This window comes from Fructobacillus tropaeoli (assembly GCF_001047135.2).
Classification (GTDB): Bacteria; Bacillota; Bacilli; order Lactobacillales; family Lactobacillaceae; genus Fructobacillus; species Fructobacillus tropaeoli.
The window spans coordinates 1-21,951 of the sequence record NZ_DF968082.1 but is presented as its reverse complement, the minus strand read 5'-3'; the positions used below and the strand labels follow the sequence as shown (position 1 = coordinate 21,951).

Below are 21,951 nucleotides of genomic sequence, written 5' to 3'. Positions count from 1 at the left end.
CTTGACCAACCATCCTTGGTTGGTCAAAAGTTATGATAAAAAACAAAAATATCGGAGTAGTCCCGTCCCGCAGACAACAAAAAAAGCACGCAGTACCCAAGCGTGCTCAAAAAACCCTTGGTGATAGTCGCCCTTTTTGCCGGGCGGTAGAGACTTGGCTAGCATTAAAAGCCGGATATAACTCCAATACGGTACTAATATTATAGCAGGTATGAACTTTAAAAGATACAAATACCATTGGAATGGTCGGAAAATCAGAAAAGTGCATGAAATCAGCTGGGTCTTCGACTTGGCTGATTTTTTAAGTGGGGTCATTCTAATAAATGACATCTTCCTTACATTTTGAAAACAGGGTGCATAAGGGTGATGACCTTTAATGTTGATTAGAATGGGTCTGGCATTCTTGTAAAAATAAGGTTTTAGTCTTTTCCTTTATTAATGTGACTAAATAGTATAAAATGTTTCATATTTAATATAAAAATAATCGCAAAAGTAATATAATGACTTTAGAATGATTACATATCAAAATAATGGCGAATTTAGCTATCTTTTTGATACGGTTGCCTTTTGGTAGAAAAAAGGCGATATCAATAAGTGGACTAATCGATGTTAGTCCCAGGGGGCGCAAATGAATCGTAATCAAGACTTAAATAAAACGATTAAAGAACATTTTAAGATGTACAAGGCAGGTAAGGTGTGGCTGGTTGCCGGTATTACCTTGAGTTTCTTATCCCTTGGTTCAGGCAGCCTGGCTGCTCATGCGGATAGCATTGCGAAGTCCGGCGAAAGTAGCCAAACGGACGGCGGTAGTCAGTTGACTGCGACGAATTCAGCTGCTACCAGTACGGCTAGTGTCACCAGCCAACAAACTGCGCAGGTCAGTCAAACGGCGTTCATTGCTACCAGCTTGTCTGTGAGTCAGTCGCAATCGACTTCAACGAGCAGTTCGACCAGTCAATCGCAGTTAAACTCGGAAAGCGTTTCGACGAGCCAATCACAATCAACTTCGGCTAGTGCATCAACAAGCCAGTCACAGTCAATTTCGGCCAGTGCGTCAACAAGCCAGTCACAGTCAAGTGTGGCTGGATCGACGACTAACCAATCGCAATCACTGTCGGCTAGTGTCTCGGCCAGCCAGTCGTTGGCGCTGTTGCACAGTGGACAAGGTCAGGCCAACACTCAATTTATCACCAGCCAGTCAACGCAGACGACGGCACAAGCTGGCACAACAGACGAAAACGTTAGTGCTTTAAGTCTGGGGACAACGGCGGTAACACCCGAGGCCTTGGCGCAGTCTGATTTGGCAGACCAAGGTACTGTCCTTGGGGATAGTAGTGACAGCAGCACGACCAGTCAGTCGTCGATCGGTAGTCAAACCAGCACGAGCCCGGCACCCACGGCTGTGCAGTCGATGGCTGACGACCAGACGGCCCGGTCACAGTTTAATAGTACGGTTGCTAGCAACACGACTAGCCAATCAAATCAGGCCAACCCATCAAGCATTACCATTAGCCAGTCTGATCAGCTCACTAATATTGCCCAATACAAAGCGCAGGACCAAGCCAATAATTCTTATGCGGCGGTCACCGACTGGGCTTCTTTTAAGGCTGCTTATTTAAATGACAATATTCGCTTTATCGATATTCAAAATGATATTACGAACCCAAATGCGGGCAATTACAATGACCTTTCCGAACGTACCCAGAACATTATTATTCAAGGAAATGGTCACCAATTGAACCTGGGGCAAGCGGCGATGTGGACCGGCGTTTCACCCAATGTTGCCAGCAATGGGACTGGTGGATCAACCTTTACAATTACCAATACCAATTTGGTTCAGTACGATGCCTGGAATTCAACTGGTGAATCTGGTTCTATCGGAAAAGGCGGTTATCCGAATGCGGCCATTTCTAGCTATAGCCAAAATAACTCCGATGGTGGCTGGATTTATAACATTGATAACGTTAGCTTGAATGGCCCACAAGGGATTACTGGCCCGGCTAATCAGCAACCAGAACACTTACTGGATGCTGAGGGTTCGTACGCCATTTTCTCTGGTAATGTGACTGTTAATTCGACCCAGGAAATGGCTCGGATTAGTAAGGTTGATATCGTCAATGGTGCTAATGTGAACTTCCAGTTGGCCAATGGTGCTAACGTTACTAGTAATACGGGCGATGGTTCGCCAATGTTTAACTTCTCGAGCCTGGCAACCGCCCAATCACAGGGGTCGGCTATTACTGGATCCGACCATATGTTCCGGGTTGGGGATGGTGCCTCGGTCAGCGGAGGATTTTATCACTCAGGTGCAGCAGCACCTGGCTTATTTAACTATGGTCTCGTTTATGGTAGTTATCAGGGGATGGAAATCGGTGATAACGTTACCTGGACTTTGGACGGTTACCGGCACTTATTAGACCAATTGAACTACAATGGCTCTAATCCAAATAACCGCCAGTATATTTTTGGTCGGAACTTTACGGTTAATATTCTTAATAACCAGGATAATTTGTCGGGCGTGACTGCATTTGACGGTCGTGACTGCATTTGACGGTCGTGACTTTATTACAACAAGCGACAATACGAATGCCAATATCTACTTTTATCCTGGCTTAACCCTTTCTTTTAAGCAGTTTAATACTCAGGATTATGCCCAATCGATTAAGTTAGGCGCTGGAACAACGCTGGAGATTGATGAGCCCCGCCTTTTCTATGTTGGGCTCTTTGATTCCAATAATAATGGTTATTACTATGCCGGTCATGTGGATAATATCGGTGGCTTTAACGGTCAAATGTTTACGTTGGGTAATGGTGCTCAATTTATTATCAAGGGTGTTAAGACCAGCCTTTGGACCAACGGAACCTCAAGTAATTCAAACCTAACGCCCATCTATGCAACGGATGGTGGTACTTTAGTCGTTACAAACCAAAACGTTACTTTAACTTCTCGAGATGGTACTCAATTACCGGCTAGTTCGGTGAATACCAATAATATCCGTGAAGTTCGGGCCGATAATACCGGCGGCAACGGGGTCGTGAACGTTGACTATGTCGATGAAACCGGTAAGGTCGTCAAGCAGATTCAGGTCGATGTTTCTGATTTGAAGAAGTATTATCCGGGCGAAGTCGTTTCCTTGGTCAATTCCAACATCGTCAATGATCAAATGCCAACGGGCTATCGCTGGGCCTTGGGTTCTGAGATTCCAAGCACTGCAGCGAGTGATCATCAAAGTGGTGGGGATTCGACAACAACAGCCGATGACGGGACTGCGGATGGGCAAGCCAATAATTTGATTGTGCCCGTCAACGATATGTCCTTTACCTATAAGGTTTATGTTTATGGTCTGCCTGAAACCGTTCAATACCAGTATGTTGATGAAAATACTGGCAAGGTCTTGCCGGGTCAGCTGTCTGGTGGAACCGGCTCGGAATTAACGTCCGGTTTGATGACCGCTAATTACGGCAATACCATTGATTGGACCAAGCAGTACTACACAACTACGAATGTTCCAACCGGCTACCACTACGATGCCAACAATACCAACCAGACCAAGTCCACTGTTGTGAGCGATAACAATGGCTTAGTGACGATTTACGTGGCTGGGAACACGCAAAATATTCAGCCAGTTTACGAAAATCAGCATGGCAACATGCTTCAATCTTTGCCAAGTCTGACGATTCAAGGTATTACGGGTCAGACACTTTCTTCTTTGCCACAACCAGAGGTTGATGGTTTTTCAATTTATCAAACGCAGGTTAATGGTCAAGTTGTTGACCCAACCAAGCCTTATACCTTTGGTCCTAGTGACCAGATTACTTTCCTTTATGAAACGAATGCCGATCGAGTTTCAGATTTGAGTAATCTGATTTATGCTGAGGAAACCAAGGAAAACGGCATTATTAACAACGATTCGACCCTGAATAAGACGGTAAAAGCCAGCCAGGTGAGCCAGGTTGGGGATGCTCGGCAAGCGGCCTTAACGAAATTAAGTGCTGGATCCGGTAACGCCTTGAACGACATTTTTGCTCAGGGAATTGCGACTATTGATGCAGTCTATCACACCGGTTTGCCAATCGAGACGCAGCGGGCGGACTGCTTGACGGACTTGCAAACTGTGGCAACGAAAACCAAGACGACCATCAATGCCGACACAACGTTAACTACCGCTCAAATGGCGAGTGAGTCGGCAGCGGTTGATGCTGATTTACAGGCAGGTCAAACAGCTATCAAAGCAGCCACGGATATCGATGGCATTTATGATTCTTTCAATACTTACAGCACTAAGATTCAGGGTGAGTACAAGACTGGTGAGGCTATTTCTGGTCAAAAGTCGGATGCTAATAATGCCATTAATGGTGCGGGCAATCAAACTCACCAGGATATTAACAATGATCCAACTATCGATACAGCAACCAAAACGGCTGAAAACAATGCTGTTAATAAGGCCAATTCGGATGCTTTAATCAATATCCAAAATGCCCAAACAGCCCAACAGGTTGCGGATGCCTTGGCTAATGGCCTGGCTGCAATTAAAGCGGCCCACGTTTCTGGGACACCGCTGACGCAACAGCAAAGTGCTGAAGAACAGGCGGTTCAGCAGGCAGCTAATACCGCAACCGGAATCATTAGCGGCGATCAAACATTAACGAAGAGTGATCAGGATGCGCAAAATCAAAAGGTTTATAACTTTGCGAGTGCTGCTATCACGGCTATTTCGAATGCCCAGGATGCGCAAAGCATCGAAACCTTAGCGAATACAGCCATTCAAAATATCAATGCGGTGCACCAGTCTGGACCAGCGGTCAGTGATCAATTGGCCGCTGCCATTGCCAAGCTGAACGCCGAGGCCTTGAAGGTTACCAACGCTATTAATACCGATCCGACCCTAACGACCGCCAAGCAACAGCAGGAAAGCGCCGGTGTGACGGCTGCGCAAAACACGGCGTTGAACCTCCTAAACAGCCAAACAACGGCCCAGGGAATCCAGCAGCAGTTATCAGATGGTGTGTTGACGATTGATAACCAACATCAGTCTGGTGACGATTTAACGCAGCAAAAAAATGATGCCAATAATGCGTTGGCTGCCCAAGCAAGTGCGACAACAACGACGATTAATCAAGATGTCACGCTGACAGCAACGCAAAAGCAGCAACAAGATCAGAATGTGCAGAGTGCACTGACGGCCGACCAAGCACTCGTCACGAATGCTACGAATGCCCAGGGCGTTTTGGACAAAAAGACGTCTGGGTTAGCCGATATTGCCAACCAGCATCAGTCTGGGGAAACGATTAGCCAGCAACAAAGTGATGCGATCAACGTCTTAGACCAACAACGAACGACGGTTGAGAGCGCTATTAATACCGATCCAACTTTAACGACTTCTACACGACTGGCTCAAGATGCCTTGGTAGAGGCTGATTTTAGTAATGCCAAAAATGCAGTTAATAATGCTACGAATGCTGACGATATTAACACTGCCAGGGATCAGGGAAAGCAAAAGCTTGCTAGTGAACATGTCTCCGGTGAAGCATTGGCGAACCAACAGGCTGATAAGAGTAATGCCTTGTCAGTGTTAGCAGGACAAGTCAAACAACAAATCGAGGCCGATACGGGCTTGACGGGTGCGCAGCAGCAATCCCAGTCCAATAACGTTGACCAGGACTTGCAGAAAGCTGAATCCGCTTTGACTGCCACCACAGATGCCGATGGCGTCAACAGTGCCAACGCCGAGTGGATAAAGCAGATCAGTGGCGATTATCATCAGGCTAGCCAATCACTTGCTGAGCAGCAAAGCACCATCAATTCTAATTTGGCGGCATTGGCTGTGCAGGTGAAGACTGAAATCAAGGCTGATACAGGTCTGACAAGTAGCCAACAAAGCGATCAGTCGAGTCAAGTTGATAATGATTTGACCAAGGCTCAGGCTGCAGTTAGTGCCACGACGAATGCCGATGGTGCTAATAGTGCCAATACCTACTGGACACAAAAAATTAACGCTGACTATCAAGTGGGCGTTCCTTTGGCGACCCAACAAACGACTGCTAGCACCAACTTGGCGACATTGCATGACCAACTTGTTGCTGCGGTCAAGGCCGATACTGGCTTGACAAGTGCGGCACAAACAAGCGACATTGCCAACCTTGATACCCACCTTTCCCAGGCGCAAACTGCTGTGAAAACGGCAACGAATGCCGACGGGGTCAACAGTGCAGTTGCTATTTGGCAGCAAACCTTAAACGCTGACTACAAGAAGGGCGAAAGCCTAAGCGATGAGCAGTCCGATGCGAAAAATCAGTTAACGCAGTTAGCTGGACAGGTTAAGCAACAAATTGCCAACGATACCGGCTTGACGGGTGTCACCCAGCAGCAACAAGGTAGCAATGTTACGGCTGATTTGGCGAGTGCTTTGAATGCCAAGGATGATGACGACGTCAATGCCGCTGTAGCGACTTGGACAACAAAACTAAATGGCGACTACACGGCCGGCATTCCTTTGGCGACCCAACAAGCGACTGCCATTGCGAGTCTGAAAGCAACCGCCAGTCAGGCGAATGCAAAGATTACTGCTGATACGGGTCTGACGGGTGCTGCCCAACAGTCGCAATCCGGTCAGGTTAACACGGATGAAAGCCAGGCAATTGCAGCCATTAATGCGGCCACGAATGCCGACGGTGTCAATAGCGCCGAGACGAGCTGGACACAGACAATTAATAATATCTACAAGGCTGGAACGCCTTTGTCACAGCAGCAAGGAACTGCCAACCAAAACTTCTCGACCTTAGCAGGACAGATCAAGGGTCAGATTGACGGGGATGTCAGTCTGACGACTGATCAGCGACAAAGCGAAGAAAACAGCCTGCAGGCTGATTTGACGAAGGCTCAAGCGGCAGTTTCTGCTGCTACGAATGCTGATGGAGTCAATACTGCTGTTTCAACTTGGACACCAGTCTTGAATGCGGATTACAAGACATATAGTAGCTTGGCCGACCAACAAAGTGCGGCTGATGATCAGTTAGCAAAAATTGCTGGTCAGGTGAAGGCTGAGATTACGGGCGATACCGGCTTAACGACCGCGGACCAAAGTTCACAGTCAACCAAGGTTGATAACGATTTGGCGAGTGCCAAGCAAGCCGTCAGTGCCGCGACAAACGCGGATGGTGTCAATGCCGCCGTTTCGACTTGGACACAAACGCTTAATGGTGAGTACCATGAAGGCGTTCCTTTGACGAGCCAACAGGCAACCACAATTGCCAACTTGAAAGCATTGGCTGGTCAGGTAAAGACTGAAATTGCTAACGATGCCGGCCTCACGACTGCTGAACAACAATCGCAGTCAAACCAGGTGGATGCGGACTTTGGTAAGGCACAAACAGCCGTTTCTGCCACCACGAATGCCGATCAGGTCAATAGTGCTAGTGCAACTTGGACACAGACCTTAAATAACGACTATCACGCTGGTCCAGCCCTGGCAACCTTGCAGGCGAATGCGAATACGAATCTGTCAGGCGTGGCTAGCCAGGTTCAGAAAACGATTCAGTCCGATACGGGCTTGACGACCGCGCAACAACAAAGCGAAATCAGTGGGTTGAATGCTGATTTGGCTAAGTCTGAAAAAATTGTGAATGCCACGGTGAATGCCGATGGCGTGGCGAATGCCGTCTCCGTCTGGACGCAAACATTAAATAGCGACTACAAGGCGGGTGAGTCCTTAACAAGTCAACAGGTGACTGCTATCCAGCAGTTACAAGCACTTGAGAGCCAGGTGCAGGGCAAGATTACAAGTGACCCAACGTTGCCTACTAGCCAGAAAAATGCTGATACGAGCCAATTGGCAACTGATTTTGCCAACGCACAAGCAGCAGTTAAAGCAGCGACGAATGCCGATGGGGTGAATAGCGCTGTGGCCACTTGGACGAACACTCTCAATGGCGATTATCAGACGGGCGTGCCACTGACAAACCAACAGTTGACTGCCAATAACAGCCTGAGCGCTCTTGCCGGCCAAGTGCAGGTCAAGATTATGGCCGATACCGGCCTGACGGGTGCTCAACAACAGGCACAGGTTGCCCAGCTGAATGCTGATTTGGCCAAGGGACAAAGTGCGGTAAATGCTGCCACGAGTGCCGATGGCATCAACGCAGCTGTTACGAGCTGGGATCAGACATTAAATAGTGATTACCATGCTGGTGAGGCTTTGTCTGACCAGCAGGCAACAGCTAATTCGAACTTGCAGCAACTGGCTACCCAAGTGCAGGACAAGATTTCGGCTGATACCGGTTTGACGACCGCTCAGCAACAAAGTGAAATTAGTCAATTAAACACTGATTTGACTCAGGCACAAAACGCCGTTAAGGCCACGACTAATGCCGACGGTTTGAACGGCATTCTGCCAAATTGGACTCAAACCTTAACAAATGATTATAAGGCAGGCGAAGCTCTGTCGAACCAACAAGCAACGGCCAATACTAACCTGCAGACCCTTGCAGGCCAAATCCAAGCCAAGATTACGGCCGATAACAATTTGACGAATGCGCAGAGTCAGGCCGATACGGCCAAAGTTCAGGCTGATTTGTCAAAGGCGCAGGCGGCTGTTACGGCAGCTGTTAACGCCGATGGCGTGAATGCTGCTGAGACCAGTTGGACCCAGACACTGAATAGCGATTATCAAGCTGGGGCACCATTGGCCACGCAACAAGCGACCGCCAATGCCAACCTTGTCACGTTAGCCGGCCAAGTCAATGCGAAGATTTTAGCGGACACTGGCTTAACGAGCGCACAGCAACAATCAGCGATTGCCAATGTGAATGCTGATTTGGGCAAGGCTCAAGAAGCAGTCAACCAAGCCACGAGTGCGGATGGTGTTAACACCGCTGTGACGACTTGGACGCAAACGCTGAATGCTGACTATAAGACTGGCCAAACCTTAAGTGCTGAACAACAGGCGGCCATTTCACAACTGTCGCTTTTGGCTACTCAAGTTAAAAAACAAATTGCAGGCGATACGGGCTTGCTAACTGCTGATCAGCAGTCACAGTCAAAACAGGTGGATACTGATTTGGGTAAGGCCTTGGCCGCTATTCAAGCTGCCAAGGATGCTGATGATGTTAACGATACCGCTGCCGCTTGGAATCAGGCATTGACCAACGATTATCAGGCTGGTGTGCCATTGGCCACGCAACAGGCAACGGCTACCAGCCAGCTGAATACGTTGGCTGGTCAAATCAAGACTAAAATTACCAGTGATGCTGGTTTGACGACTGTGACCCAACAGGCGCAGTCTGCCCACTTGGCCAATGATTTGACTCAGGCACAAAACGCGGTGAATACGGCCACCAATGCCGATGGTGTTAAGAGCGCCCTTTCGACTTGGACGGGCACTTTGACCGGTGATTATACGGCCGGTGTGCCATTGGCCACGCAACAGTCAACTCAAAATGAGCAGTTAGCAACACTGGCTGCTCAAACGAAGGTGCAAATTGAAGACGATAGCGGTTTGACGAACGCTCAAAAAGCACAACAGTCAAGCCAGGTCGACCAGGCTTTGGCTCAAGGCCAGGCGGCCGTTAGTGCCACTAAAGATGCCGATGACATGAATAGTGCCGCTGCTAACTGGAAGCAGGCCATCAGCGGTGAGTACCATGCCGGTGAGGCTTTGTCTTCACAACAGAGCACAGCTAACTCTGGTTTGGCAACCACGGCTGGTCAGGTGAAAAATCAGATTCTGGCCGATAGTGGCCTAACGGGTGCCCAACAACAAGCAGAGGTGACCAACGTCAATGCGGATTTGGCCCGGGCTCAAGGGGTTGTCAACGGGACCACGAATGCGGATGGCGTTAACAGTGCGGTTGCAACTTGGAAACCAATTTTGCAGGCGGACTACCAGGCTGGTGAATCCTTGACGAACCAGCAGGCTAGTGCCTATGCGGCCTTAGTTAACCTTGCCGGTCAGATCAAAAACCGGATTAAGGCCGATACTGGTTTGACTAGTGCTGCTCAAAGCAGCCAGTCGAACAAGGTCGACTCTGATTTGAGTCAGGCACAAACGGCCATCAATGCCACGACAAACGCTGATGATTTGAACAACACGGTAACCACTTGGACTGGAACATTGAATGCCGAATACAAGGCTGGTGAGGCGTTGTCAGATCAACAGAATTCGGCGAATAATCAATTGGCCGTTTTGGCTAATCAAGTCAAGGTCCAGATTGAAGCCGATACCGGTTTGACCAATGCTGAGCAGCAATCTCAGTCAAAGCAGGTGGATACTGACCTTGCCAGTGCTCAAACGGCCGTTTCGTCAGCGACGAATGCGGACGGCGTGAATAGCGCTGTTACCACTTGGACCGGAACCTTGAACGCCGACCACAAGGTTGGTCAGGCGCTGTCGACACAACAGGCCACAACGAACTCGAATTTGGCGACCTTGGCCGATCAGATTAAGACAAAGATTACTGCAGATACCGGCTTGACCGGGGATGCGCAACAAGCAGAGGTTGCCACCGTTAATGCTGATCTGGGCAAGGCTCAGGCGGCTGTTAGTGGCGCAACGAATGCTGATGGCGTTAATAGCGCCAACAATTACTGGACACAAACACTCAATGGCGATTACCAAGCCGGCCAGGCTTTGTCGGACCAACAGACAACGGCTACTTCTAATCTAGGTACCTTAGCGGGCCAAGTGATTGCCAAGATTAAGGCGGATACTGGCTTGACGAGTGCTCAGCAGACTGCTCAGGTTGCCCAGGTGAATACTGATTTGACCAGTGCCCAAGGTGCAGTCAACGCTGCAAGTAATGCCGATGGTGTTAATGCTGTGGTAACGACTTGGACCCAAACCCTCAATGGTGACTACCGAACCGGTGAAGCATTAAGCGATGAACAAAAGGATGCCGGTACTAAGCTTTCAACGCTGGTAGTCCAAATTAAAAATAAGATTTTGTCCGATACTGGTCTGACGGTCGCAGCTCAGAAGGCTCAGTTAAATCAGGTCGATACTGATTTGGGTAACGCCTTAACGGCGGTGAGCGCAACCAAAGATGACGACGATGTGAACAGCGTTGTGGCCACTTGGACACAGACACTGAATGGTGATTACAAGGCCGGTGAAGCTTTGTCGGCCCAGCAGTCAGCGGCCACTGGCTCTTTGGCTACGTTAGCCAGTCAGGTCAAGGCCAAGATTGCAACCGATACCGGTTTGACGGCTGCTGCCCAGCAGGATCAGTCCGCCCAGGTTGAAAACGATTTGACGAAGGCTCAGGCTGCTGTGACCGTGGCCACCAATGCGGACGGCGTGAATAGCGCAGTAACTGCTTGGACCCAGACTTTGAATAGTGATTATCAGGCGGGTGAGGCCTTGTCGATGCAACAGTCGGCGGCTACTAACAATCTGTCGACGTTGGCTAGTCAGGTCAAGGCCAAGATTGCAGCGGATACCGGTTTGACCGGTGCCGCCCAACAGGCACAGTCCAACCAAGTTGAGACTGACCTTGGCAAGGCGCAGGCTGCCGTCAATGCCGCAACGAATGCGGATGGAGTCAATAGCGCGGCGACCGCTTGGATTCAGACGTTGACTAGTGATTACCAGGTTGGTCAAGCTTTGTCAGCCCAACAGCTGACGGCTAACTCAAGTTTGGCAGCCTTGGCAGGTCAGGTGAAAGCTCAAATCAAGAGCGATACCGGCCTAACGAGTGCGGCTCAAGCAACTCAAGCGAGCCAAGTGGACACTGATTTGGTTCAAGCCCAAGCAGTTATCAGTGCGGCAACGAATGCCGATGGTGTTAACAGTGCCGTTTCGACTTGGACAAAAACTTTGAAAGCTGATTACCAGGCTGGTACGGCCCTGTCGACCCAACAGACAAATGCCGGCAATAATTTGGTAATTTTGGCTGGCCAGGTCAAGGCCAAGATTGTAGCGGACACCGGCTTAACCGCTGTCACCCAACAGACTCAGTCAAATCAGGTTGAGGACGATTTGACTAAGGCCCAAGCGGCTGTGAATGCCACGACAAATGCCGATGGCGTCAATAGTGTGGTGGCTGCTTGGACGCAGACGTTGAACGCTGACTACCGGGCGGGCGAGGCCTTAGCCACCCAGCAGTCGACAGCCAATGGTTCTTTGGCCATTTTGGCTGGCCAACTCAAGGCAGCGATTAAGGCTGATACCGGCTTAACCGGTGCAGCCCAACAAGCTCAGTCCAATCAGGTTGATGCTGATTTGGCCAAGGCACAGGCAGCCGTAACGGCTACAAGCAATGCTGATGGTGTCAACAGCGCTGTGGCCACTTGGACGCAGACGTTGAATGGCGACTACCAGGCTGGCGAAGCTTTGTCCAACCAGCAGAAAACGGCTGGTGGCAACCTAGCCACGTTGGCAGACCAAATCAAGGCTAAAATTACAGCCGACACCGGTTTGACCAGTGTTGCCCAACAGGCTGAATCAAGCCAGGTTGAGACTGATTTGGCCAAGGCACAAGCATCTGTGAACGCCACGACGAACTCGGATGGTGTTAATAGTGCTGTCTCCACTTGGACGCAAACGTTGAATGGTGATTACCGGGCTGGAGAGGCTCTGGTTAACCAACAGCAAACGGCCAACAACGCCTTGTCGACGTTGGCTAATCAGGTCCAGGCTAAGATTCAAGCCGATACTGGCTTGACCAGTGCGGAGCAACAGACTCAGTCCAGTCAAGTTGCATCAGATTTGGCCAAGGCCCAATCGGCCGTTGGTTTGACGACCAATGCGGACGGCGTGAATCATGCAGTGGCTAGCTGGACCGAGATCCTAGATGGCGACTATAAGACTGGTAAAACTTTGTCGGCCCAGCAATTGACAGCTAACTCGAACCTGGCAACATTAGCAGGTCAAGTGAAGGCCAAGATTGCGGCTGACACTGGTTTGACTGGCGCATCACGGCAGGCTCAGTCGAACCAAGTTGAGACGGATTTGGCTCAAGCACAAGGTGCCGTGACTGCGGCCACAAATGCCGATGGTGTTAACAGTGCCGTTTCGACGTGGATGCAAACGTTGAATGCTGACTACAGGCCCGGTGAGGCCTTAGCCACCCAACAGGCAACAGCCAATACCAATTTGACCACGTTGGCTAACCAGGTGAAGGGCAAGATTCAAGCCGATACTGGTTTGACCAGTGCGTCACAACAGTCCGAAGCCAGTCAGGTTAATGCTGATTTGGCCAAAGCTCAGGATGCAGTGAATGCTGCAACAAACGCAGATGGTGTCAACAGTGCCGTTTCGACTTGGACACAAAGCTTGAATGCCGACTACCAGGCCGGTGAGGCGCTGACAGCTGAACAAAAGGATGCGAATACCAAACTTTCGGCCTTGTCAGTTCAGGTTAAAAATGAGATTTTGACCGATACTGGGTTGACCAGTGCGACCCAGCAGATTCAGTTAAATCAGGTTGATCATGACTTGGGCCAGGCTCTCGCTGCAATCGGTACCAGCAAGGATGACGATGAAGTCAACACTGTTGTTTCAGCCTGGACGCAAACGTTGAACGGTGACTACAAGGCTGGTGAAGCCTTACCTAACCAACAGGAAACAGCCACGGCCGCCTTGACAACTTTGGCAGGTCAGGTGAAGGCCAAGATTTTGGCCGATACCGGCTTAACCAGTGTTGACCAACAAAGTCAAGCGAACCAAGTTGCAAAAGACAGCACTCAGGCGCAAGCAGCAGTGAATGCAGCAACGAATGCCGACGGTGTCAACAGTGCCGTGGCCACTTGGACAAAGACTCTGAATGGTGATTACCAGGCTGGTGAGGCTTTGGCTGTCCAACAGACAATTGCTAATGCAAACTTGGCAACGCTGGCTAACCAGGTCAAGGTCAAGATTGAAGCTGATGCTGGTTTGACGAGTGATCAGAAACAAGCTCAGTCAGAGCGGGTTGATGCAGACCTTGATCGTGCACAGTCTGCCGTGAACGCGACAACGAATGCGGATGGCGTGGATAATGAAGTTTCAACATGGACCAAGACGCTAAACGCTGACTATCAGGCTGGTGAGCCTTTGCCAACGCAACAGTCGACGGCTAATGGTCAAATGACCACGTTGGCTAACCAGGTGAAGGCCAAGGTTGAGGCGGACACCGGTTTGACGAGTGCTGAGCAACAAAATCAGTCGGCCCAGGTTGACCGCGATTTGGCTCAGTCCCAGGGTGCTATCAACACGACCACTAATGCCGATGGTGTCAAGAATGCGATTGCAACTTGGACGCAGATTTTGTCCGCTGATTACCAGGCTGGTGAAACCTTATCAGCTCAACAATCAACAGCTAACTCCAACTTGGCAACACTTGCTAGTCAAGTGCAGGCCAAGATTGCAGCGGATACTGGCTTAACGACAGCGGAGCAACGGGTTCAGTCAGGTCAAGTGAATGCTGATTTGGCACAAGCTCAGGGTGTCGTGAATGCGGCACAAAATGCTGACGCTGTTAATGGTGCTGTGGCCACTTGGATCAAGACTCTAAACGATGATTACAAGCCTGGCGAAGTCTTGTCGGCCCAACAGTCGACGGCCACGAGTAATTTGGAAATTTTGGCTTACCAGATGAAGGCTAAGATTGCTGCTGATACTGGCTTAACTGGGGTAGAACAGCACACCCAGTCGGCTCAAGTTGATACTGATTTGGCCAAGGCAGAAGCCGTTGTGAGTGCAGCAACCAACGCCGACGGTCTCAAGAATGCTATTGCGGTTTGGACACCAACTTTGACCGGCGATTATCACGCTGGGGAGTCATTGTCAGCCCAGCAGGAATCAGCTAAGAGCAATTTGGCTACTTTGGCCGATCAGGAAGCAGCTAAAGTTGCAGCCGATACCGGTTTGACGAGTGCAGAACAGCAGGTTCAGTCGGGTCAAGTCGAGGCTGATTTGGCCAAGGCTCAAGCAGCTGTGACCGCAGCAACCAATGCCGATGGTGTTAATAGCGCGGTGGCCACCTGGACGCAGACTTTGACCGGTGATTATCATGCCGGCCAGGCTCTTTCAACCCAGCAAGCAACGGCTAATAGCAATCTGAACGGATTGGCTGGCCAAGTCAGGGCCAAGATTTTGGCTGATACTGGCTTAACCAGTACTGCTCAGCAGGCTCAAGTTACACAGGTAAATCAGGATTTGGCTAAAGCCCAAAATACTGTCTCCGCGGCAACGAATGCCGATGGTGTCAACAGCGCGGTGGCCACTTGGACGCAGACTTTGACCGGTGATTACAAGGCTGGTCAGGCTTTGTCCAACCAGCAGGTCACTGCTACTAACCAATTGGCAGACCTTGCTAACCAGGTTAAGGCCAAGATTGCTGGGGACGCTGGCTTAACGAGTGCGGACCATCAGGCTCAGTCAGCTCAAGTTGAGAACGATTTGACCAAGGCGGAGGCTGTTGTGACTGCAGCAACAAATGCCGATGGTCTTGATAATGCGGTCAATACTTGGACAAAGACTCTGAATGGCGATTACACGGCTGGTCAAGCTGTAGCAGCACAACAAGCAACAGCTAATGACAACCTGGCAGTACTTGCCAGTCAGGTCCAAGCTAAGATTGCAGCTGATACCGGTTTGACTAACGCTGAGAAGCAGGCTCAATCAAGCCATGTCGAGGCTGATTTGACCAAGGCAGAAACTGCTGTGAATGCAGCAACGAATGCTGACGGTATTAACAGTGCGGCCTCAATTTGGCAGCAAACCTTGAACCATGATTACCAAGAAGGCGCCCCTTTGAGTAGTGAGCAAACGGCAGCCAATACGAGTTTGGCTACGTTGGCGGGTCAGGTAAAGGCCAAGATTTTGGCCGATACCGGCTTAACAACTGCTCAGCAGCAGGCTCAGGAAAATCAGGTAAATCTTGATTTGGCCAAAGCACAAAGTGCTGTTAACCAGGCTAAGGATGATGATGGTGTCAACAATGCCGTCACGATTGGGACGCAGGCTTTGAATGCTGACTACCAGGCCGGAAAGGCACTAGCCCAGCAACAGCAGGATGCTGATGCTAACTTAGCAGCCGTGGCTAACCAAGTGAAGGCTAAGATTGCTACTGACACCGGTTTGACCAGTGTTGAGAAGCAGTCTCAGTCTGGCCAGGTGGATACTGATTTGTCCAAGGCAAACAGTGCTGTGAATGCAGCAACGAATGCCGATAGTGTCAACAGTGCCGTTTCAACCTGGACGCAAACGCTGAATGGCGACTACCATGCTGGCGTCAGTCTTGATAGTCAAAAGGCAGCGGCTGGTCAGGCGATTGCCACCGCCGCCACATCAGCTAGGGCGGCCATCGTGGCCGACAAGACCTTGACGACTGCGCAAAAGCAGGCCCAAGAGATCCAAGTCGATCAAGATCAAGCCAAGGCACAGGCGGCTATCAACGCGGCCACCGATGCCGACGCTACCGATACAGCTCGCGATGCTGGTGCCCAAACGATGGCTAATGATCATCAGCCAGGTGCAAGTGTGGCGGACCAACAGGCTGCCGCTAACCAAGCTGTGGCAGCGAATGCAGCTGCAGCGAAGGCGGCCATCGAGGCCGACAAAACCTTGACGACTGCGCAAAAGCAGGCCCAAGAAAGTCAGGTCGACCAGGATCAAGCCAAGGCACAGGCGGCTATCAACGCGGCCACCGATGCCGATGCTATCAATACAGATCGCGATGCTGGTAACCAAACAATGACTAATGACCACCAGCCAGGCGCAAGCGTGGCGGATCAACAGGCTACCGCTAACCAAGCCGTGGCGACGAATGCAGCTGCAGCTAAGGCTGCCATCAAAGCCGACAAGACCTTGACGACTGCGCAAAAGCAGGTCCAAGAGAGTCAGGTTGACCAAGATGCAGCCAAGGCACAGGAGGCTATCAATGCGGCCACCGATGCCGATGAAACGAATGCGGCCCGAAACACCGGAACGCAGGCGATGACCAGTGATCACCAGCCAGGTGCAAGCATTGCCGACCAAAAGGCAGCTGCTAATCAAGCAGTGGCAACAAAGGCCACAGCAGCTAAGGCAGCCATCGAAGCCGACAAGACCTTGACGACTGCGCAAAAGCAGGCGCAAGACCAACAAATTGACCAAGATGAAGCCAAGGCACAAGCAGCCATCAACGCGGCCACCGATGCCGATGAGACGAATGCGGCTCGTGAAGCTGGCAACCAAACAGTTGTTAACGACCACCAGCCAGGTGCAAGCATCGCTGACCAAAAGGCAGCTGCTAACCAGGCGGTGGCGAATAAGGCAGCCGCCATCAAGGCAGCCATCGAAGCCGATAAGTCTTTGACGACTGCTCAAAAGCAGGCGGAGGAGAACCGAGTCGACCAGGCGGTAACGAAGGCGCAAGCGGCCATCAACGCTGCGACGGATGCCGATGCAATGAATACGGCTCGCGATGCTGGCAATCAAGTTGTGGTCAATGACCACCAGCCGGGAACAAGCATTACTGATCAGAAGTCCGCAGCAGATCAGGCAGTAGCAGCAAAGGCTGCAGCTGCCAAGGCGGCGATTGAGGCCGACAACTCTTTGACAACTGCCCAAAAGCAGGCAGAAGAAAACCAGGTTGATCAGGCGTTGGCTAAGGCGCAAGCAGCTATCAATGCCGCAACGGATGCTGATGGTATTCAAACTAATTTGGCTACTTATGACCAGCAGCTGCAAAAGTTGCAAGATAGCCTGACAAAGTTAACAAGTCAGGAAAGTGCTCATCCAAAGCAGTCAGTTGCTGAAAAATCAGCTGGGGTCGCTACACAATCAGTTATGACCGTGCAACAAGATGATCGTGAAACTGAGAGGGTCACAATCAGTCCTCAGTTACAAGTGGTATTACCACTAACAGGAAAAATGGACCTAAATAGTTCGAAAACGAAGAACCATGCTCAACCAACGACTCGTGTTACTTTGTTTGCATATCCAAAGTTTGGATTCCATCAGAATAACCAGTCAATTATTAAAGGCGTTATTTTCGGCCTTTTGTCAATTTCGTCGCTGTTGGCGATGACGAAGACTTATTTCGCACTTGATTTTCACCGAAAGTTTATTGCAGGTAAGCGCCGGAAGCGTTAATCAAGTAAATTAAAGGTGATAAAGAGGAAGGCAGTCCAATTTGGGCTGCCTTTTTTGATTCAAAAAAATTTTTTCGCGAATAAGTCTTTCTTTTATTGCGAAACATAATTAACTGTGTAACTTTGTTGTTATATTTGATAGAAATTGGTAAAATACTACTAGAGTTATTTCTGACTTTTTGTCAGCATTTGCTGAAAAAATAAATATGTTCAACTAGACAAGAGAAAGGGGAAAAGATGTCAGAGGATGATAAAAATGATAGTCGATTTTTAATCGAGCTCATGATTGTGGTGGCCATTATGCTTATCGGTGCTGTATTCTTTGCACTGGCCCTTGCCACCTATTGGTATTAAAAAAAAGCGCCCAACTGCCTTGCCATCTGGCTGAAAGCTAAGTTAGCTTTCAATCGAATGTCTTCGGTTGGGCGTTTTTTTAATTGATAGCATTGTTCGTATCAGCTCGTTGGAAACTGCTTATCGGTGACAATTTGGTCAAGAATTTGGTAGTCTTGGCGCAAATCATAAGGAACATCGCGGTTGGTATTCCATAACTGGACAACGTAAAGGTTACCAATTAACCAAAGCAGTTCTTGATCGGTTGTGACGGTGGAAAGCGCCTTAAAAATTGACTTGTAGAACAGGTCTTCAAAAGCTCGGTCCTGTAATTGAAATTCTAAAACCTCAATGGTGCCATCAAAGTGAAAGGCTTTAATCGTTTCAAAGGGGTATTTTTTAAACTTATCAATGTCAAGTGTCGCATAGATTGATTGGACACTTGTGTTTAACAATTCATCTAAGAGTTCATACTTATCCACAAAGTGACGGTAAAAGGTGTTGCGATTAACCTCGGCAGCATCACAAATTTCCTTCACTTTTATTTTGGAAAAGGGGATGTCATGGAGCAATTCTCCGGCAGTCATTAGTAGGTGGCGGTGCATCAAATCATAGCGTTTATTTTCCATAAATATTCTCCACCTCGTTTAAAAGCAACATTTTTTAATTTTTGTTTCATTTTAAAACAGTGTAACATTTTTTGACTCTTCAAATCTTCTAAATTAGTCACTAAAATATTCATGATGATTTAAAAAGGAGGGGTAGAAATGCTCAAGAAACTCGGGGAATGGATTTATGAAAATAAAGTAAAGACCTTCCTGATTTGGCTGGCAGCCATTATTGTTGTCGGTGGCGGTGCAATCGGACTCGGTTCGCACTTCTCACAAAATTTGACGATTAGTGGCGTGCCATCAACGAATATCCAAAGTACGCTGGAACGGGAATTCCATCAAAATCCTAACAGCGGTACGTTAAAGGTTGTCGTTCAAAATCAGAAGGGGATTACTGATGACCAAACAAAGGCAGATGTTGCCAAGGCCATCTCTAAGGCTCAGGATAAGTATGGTTCTGATATCAAGACCATTGCCAATCCTTATACCAACAACACCATTAGTTCTGATAATACGACCACTTATGTCGATATTACCTTCAAGGCCAACTCCACATCGGTGGCGCACAGTACGATTACCGGTATCCGCTCCATCTTTGATGATCGAGTGAAGACAAGTGGAACGAAGGTTGCTTATACTGGAACCGTCCAGTTAAAGCCATTTGAAATCGGTGGTCCTTCAGAAATTATTGGGGTCGTTATTGCCTTTGTTTTGTTGCTTGTATTGTTCCGTTCCTTTATTACTGCCGGAATGCCAATTGTGTCTGCCCTAGTTGGCTTGATTACTGGCTTGTTCCTCGTAATTATTGGGACGAACTTTGCAACGCTTGCCAACGTTGCCGAGACTTTGTCTGTCATGTTAGCCTTGGCCGTTGGAATCGATTACGCGCTCTTTATCTTGAACCGTTATCGGACTGATTTGGCCGAGACAAACGGTAATCAAAAGGTAGCCTTGGGAAGTGCCTTGTCCGAAGCCGGCAAGTCGGTTATCTTTGCCGGTGTGACGGTGATTATCGCCGTTTGCGGTTTGTCCTTTGCCGGTATTGAATTCGTGACAACCATGGGCTTTGCCGCTGCAGTAGCGGTCGCCATCGCCGTGTTGTCAGCCTTGACCTTCTTGCCAGCTTTGATTGCGGCTTGTGCCAAGTTTATTCGACCAAATACGAAGACGGTCGATCACATGGCCAAGAATCCATCAAAGTTCACGAAGTTCTTGACGGGTCACCCATGGACAGTGGTCATTGTCGCCGTGTTGGTTTTGGTTGGCATTGGTTTGCCAGCGCAAAATATGCGCGTGGGAATGCCTTATAACGGCTCTTTGCCAGAAAAGCAGACGGAGCGTCAGGCGTATGACATGATTTCTGACAAGTTTGGTGAGGGAATTAACTCACCATTGATTGCTGTTGTGAAATTAGACACTGACAAATCAGCTGCGGTCAACGAAGCCAATGTGGCCAAGATTGCCAGCCATTTGAACAGCCTCTCTGGCACAAAGACGTTGTCGCCATTGTCAGTTGACCAGCAAAAGGCAGCGACTTTGCAGACGCAATTGACACAAGAAGCCCAACAAAAGATGGCTTTACAGGCCCAAACGACTGGTCAGATGCCAACCCAGGCACAAAAGGATCAGGCAGCCGCTCAAATCAAGCAAGTGATTATGGAGCAGGCAACGAAGCCTTATCAAATTTCTGCTGATGGCAAGTACGCGATGTTAGTCGTCATCCCAAAGAAGGGTTCTGAAGCAGTTGAGACAACTAATTTGGTCCACAAGATTCAGAACTACTCAGATAACACGACGAAGTCAAAGTACAACGCTAAGATTACTTTGACTGGGGTGAACGCCGTCAACTTGGATATCACGAAGAAGCTCAATAACGCAACACCAATCTTTGTCTTTACGATTATTGTTTTGGCCTTTATCTTGTTGATGGTCGTCTTCCGCTCTTTCATTGTGCCAGCGGTAGCGATGGCTGGCTTTGGCTTGTCGCTCTTGGCATCCTTTGGCTTTACCACATTGGTGATTCAAGAAGGCTTCTTGAAGGAATTCTTTGGTGTTGCCAAGGCGGCACCGGTCCTTTCATTCTTACCAATTATCGTCACGGCCATTCTCTTTGGTTTGGCGATGGATTACGAAGTCTTTATGGTTTCCCGTGCTCGTGAAGAATACCTGAAAACAGGTGATAACGACCGGGCAGTGACGGTTGCCATGCAGGACTCCGGTCCAATCGTAGTGACAGCCGCTTTGATTATGATTGCGGTCTTTGGCTCATTTGCTTTGAATCCGAGCCCAACCATCAAGTCTTTGGCCTTGGCCTTAGCCTTTGGTATCTTCTTTGATGCCTTTATTATCCGCTTGCTCTTTGTGCCAGCAATGCTAAAGATTTTTGGGAAAGCCAACTGGGTTTTCCCGGGTAATAAAAACTAAGAAAACCGACATCTTTCAAATTTTTTCTGCTTATAAAATTGAAGATAAAGAAAAAGCCAGCTCAATTGAGCTGGTTTTTTCTTTGTTTAAAAATTTACTTGCTCTCATCATCAGGGAACTTTCCCTCATTAAACATCTGATCGAAAATGGGGTAACCCTCATGAAGCGTATAAGGCTTTTCTAAGTTGTGGTTCCAGAGACGGATAATATACATATTCCCAAGACTCCACAAAAAATCCTGGTCATCAGTAAGCTGGCGTAACACTTTAAAAATCAAACTATCAAAGATATCCTGAAATAGGGAATCATCGAGTTGAAAATCAAGTGCTGACATCGGTGCTGAAAACTCCATAGCGGCAATAATTTGAAAGGGGTGCTTACGAAAATCAGCTAAGTCGACCTGGTCAAAGAGGCGGGTGATAGCCTCTGTTAGCATGAATTCCAACAGCGCAAATTTATCATCAAAATGCCGGTAAAAGGTATTATATGTTTTTAATAAAAATTATTGAAAACCGCTGTAAAACAGCGTTA

5 protein-coding genes are annotated in these 21,951 nt (G+C 48.9%); 3 read left to right on the top strand and 2 right to left on the bottom strand.

The features are described from left to right. The first annotated feature begins 628 nt into the window (after positions 1 to 628). On the top strand, positions 629 to 2,551 hold the full coding sequence (locus tag AOQ32_RS04960; RefSeq protein WP_059393868.1) for a KxYKxGKxW signal peptide domain-containing protein: 1,923 nt from the start codon (positions 629 to 631) through the stop codon (positions 2,549 to 2,551). After that, positions 2,538 to 18,053, top strand: coding sequence for a beta strand repeat-containing protein (locus AOQ32_RS04955; RefSeq protein WP_114679978.1), 15,516 nt, complete (start codon positions 2,538 to 2,540; stop codon positions 18,051 to 18,053). The genes AOQ32_RS04960 and AOQ32_RS04955 overlap by 14 nt, the downstream gene beginning before the upstream one ends. A gap of 454 nt (positions 18,054 to 18,507) precedes the next feature. Here AOQ32_RS04955 and AOQ32_RS09060 read toward each other — a convergent pair whose 3' ends face one another. Further along, positions 18,508 to 19,014 (bottom strand): TetR/AcrR family transcriptional regulator, encoded by a 507-nt coding sequence (locus tag AOQ32_RS09060; RefSeq protein ID WP_059393866.1) that lies wholly within the window; start codon positions 19,012 to 19,014, stop codon positions 18,508 to 18,510. A gap of 138 nt (positions 19,015 to 19,152) precedes the next feature. On the opposite strand from AOQ32_RS09060, the gene AOQ32_RS04945 reads away from it, so the two are divergent. Next, on the top strand, positions 19,153 to 21,420 hold the full coding sequence (locus tag AOQ32_RS04945) for an MMPL family transporter (RefSeq protein WP_059393865.1): 2,268 nt from the start codon (positions 19,153 to 19,155) through the stop codon (positions 21,418 to 21,420). A gap of 94 nt (positions 21,421 to 21,514) precedes the next feature. Here AOQ32_RS04945 and AOQ32_RS04940 read toward each other — a convergent pair whose 3' ends face one another. After that, positions 21,515 to 21,856 carry a hypothetical protein gene (locus AOQ32_RS04940; RefSeq protein ID WP_059393864.1) on the bottom strand — a complete coding sequence of 114 codons (342 nt, stop codon included), beginning with the start codon at positions 21,854 to 21,856 and terminating at the stop codon, positions 21,515 to 21,517. Between the last annotated feature and the right edge of the window lie 95 nt (positions 21,857 to 21,951).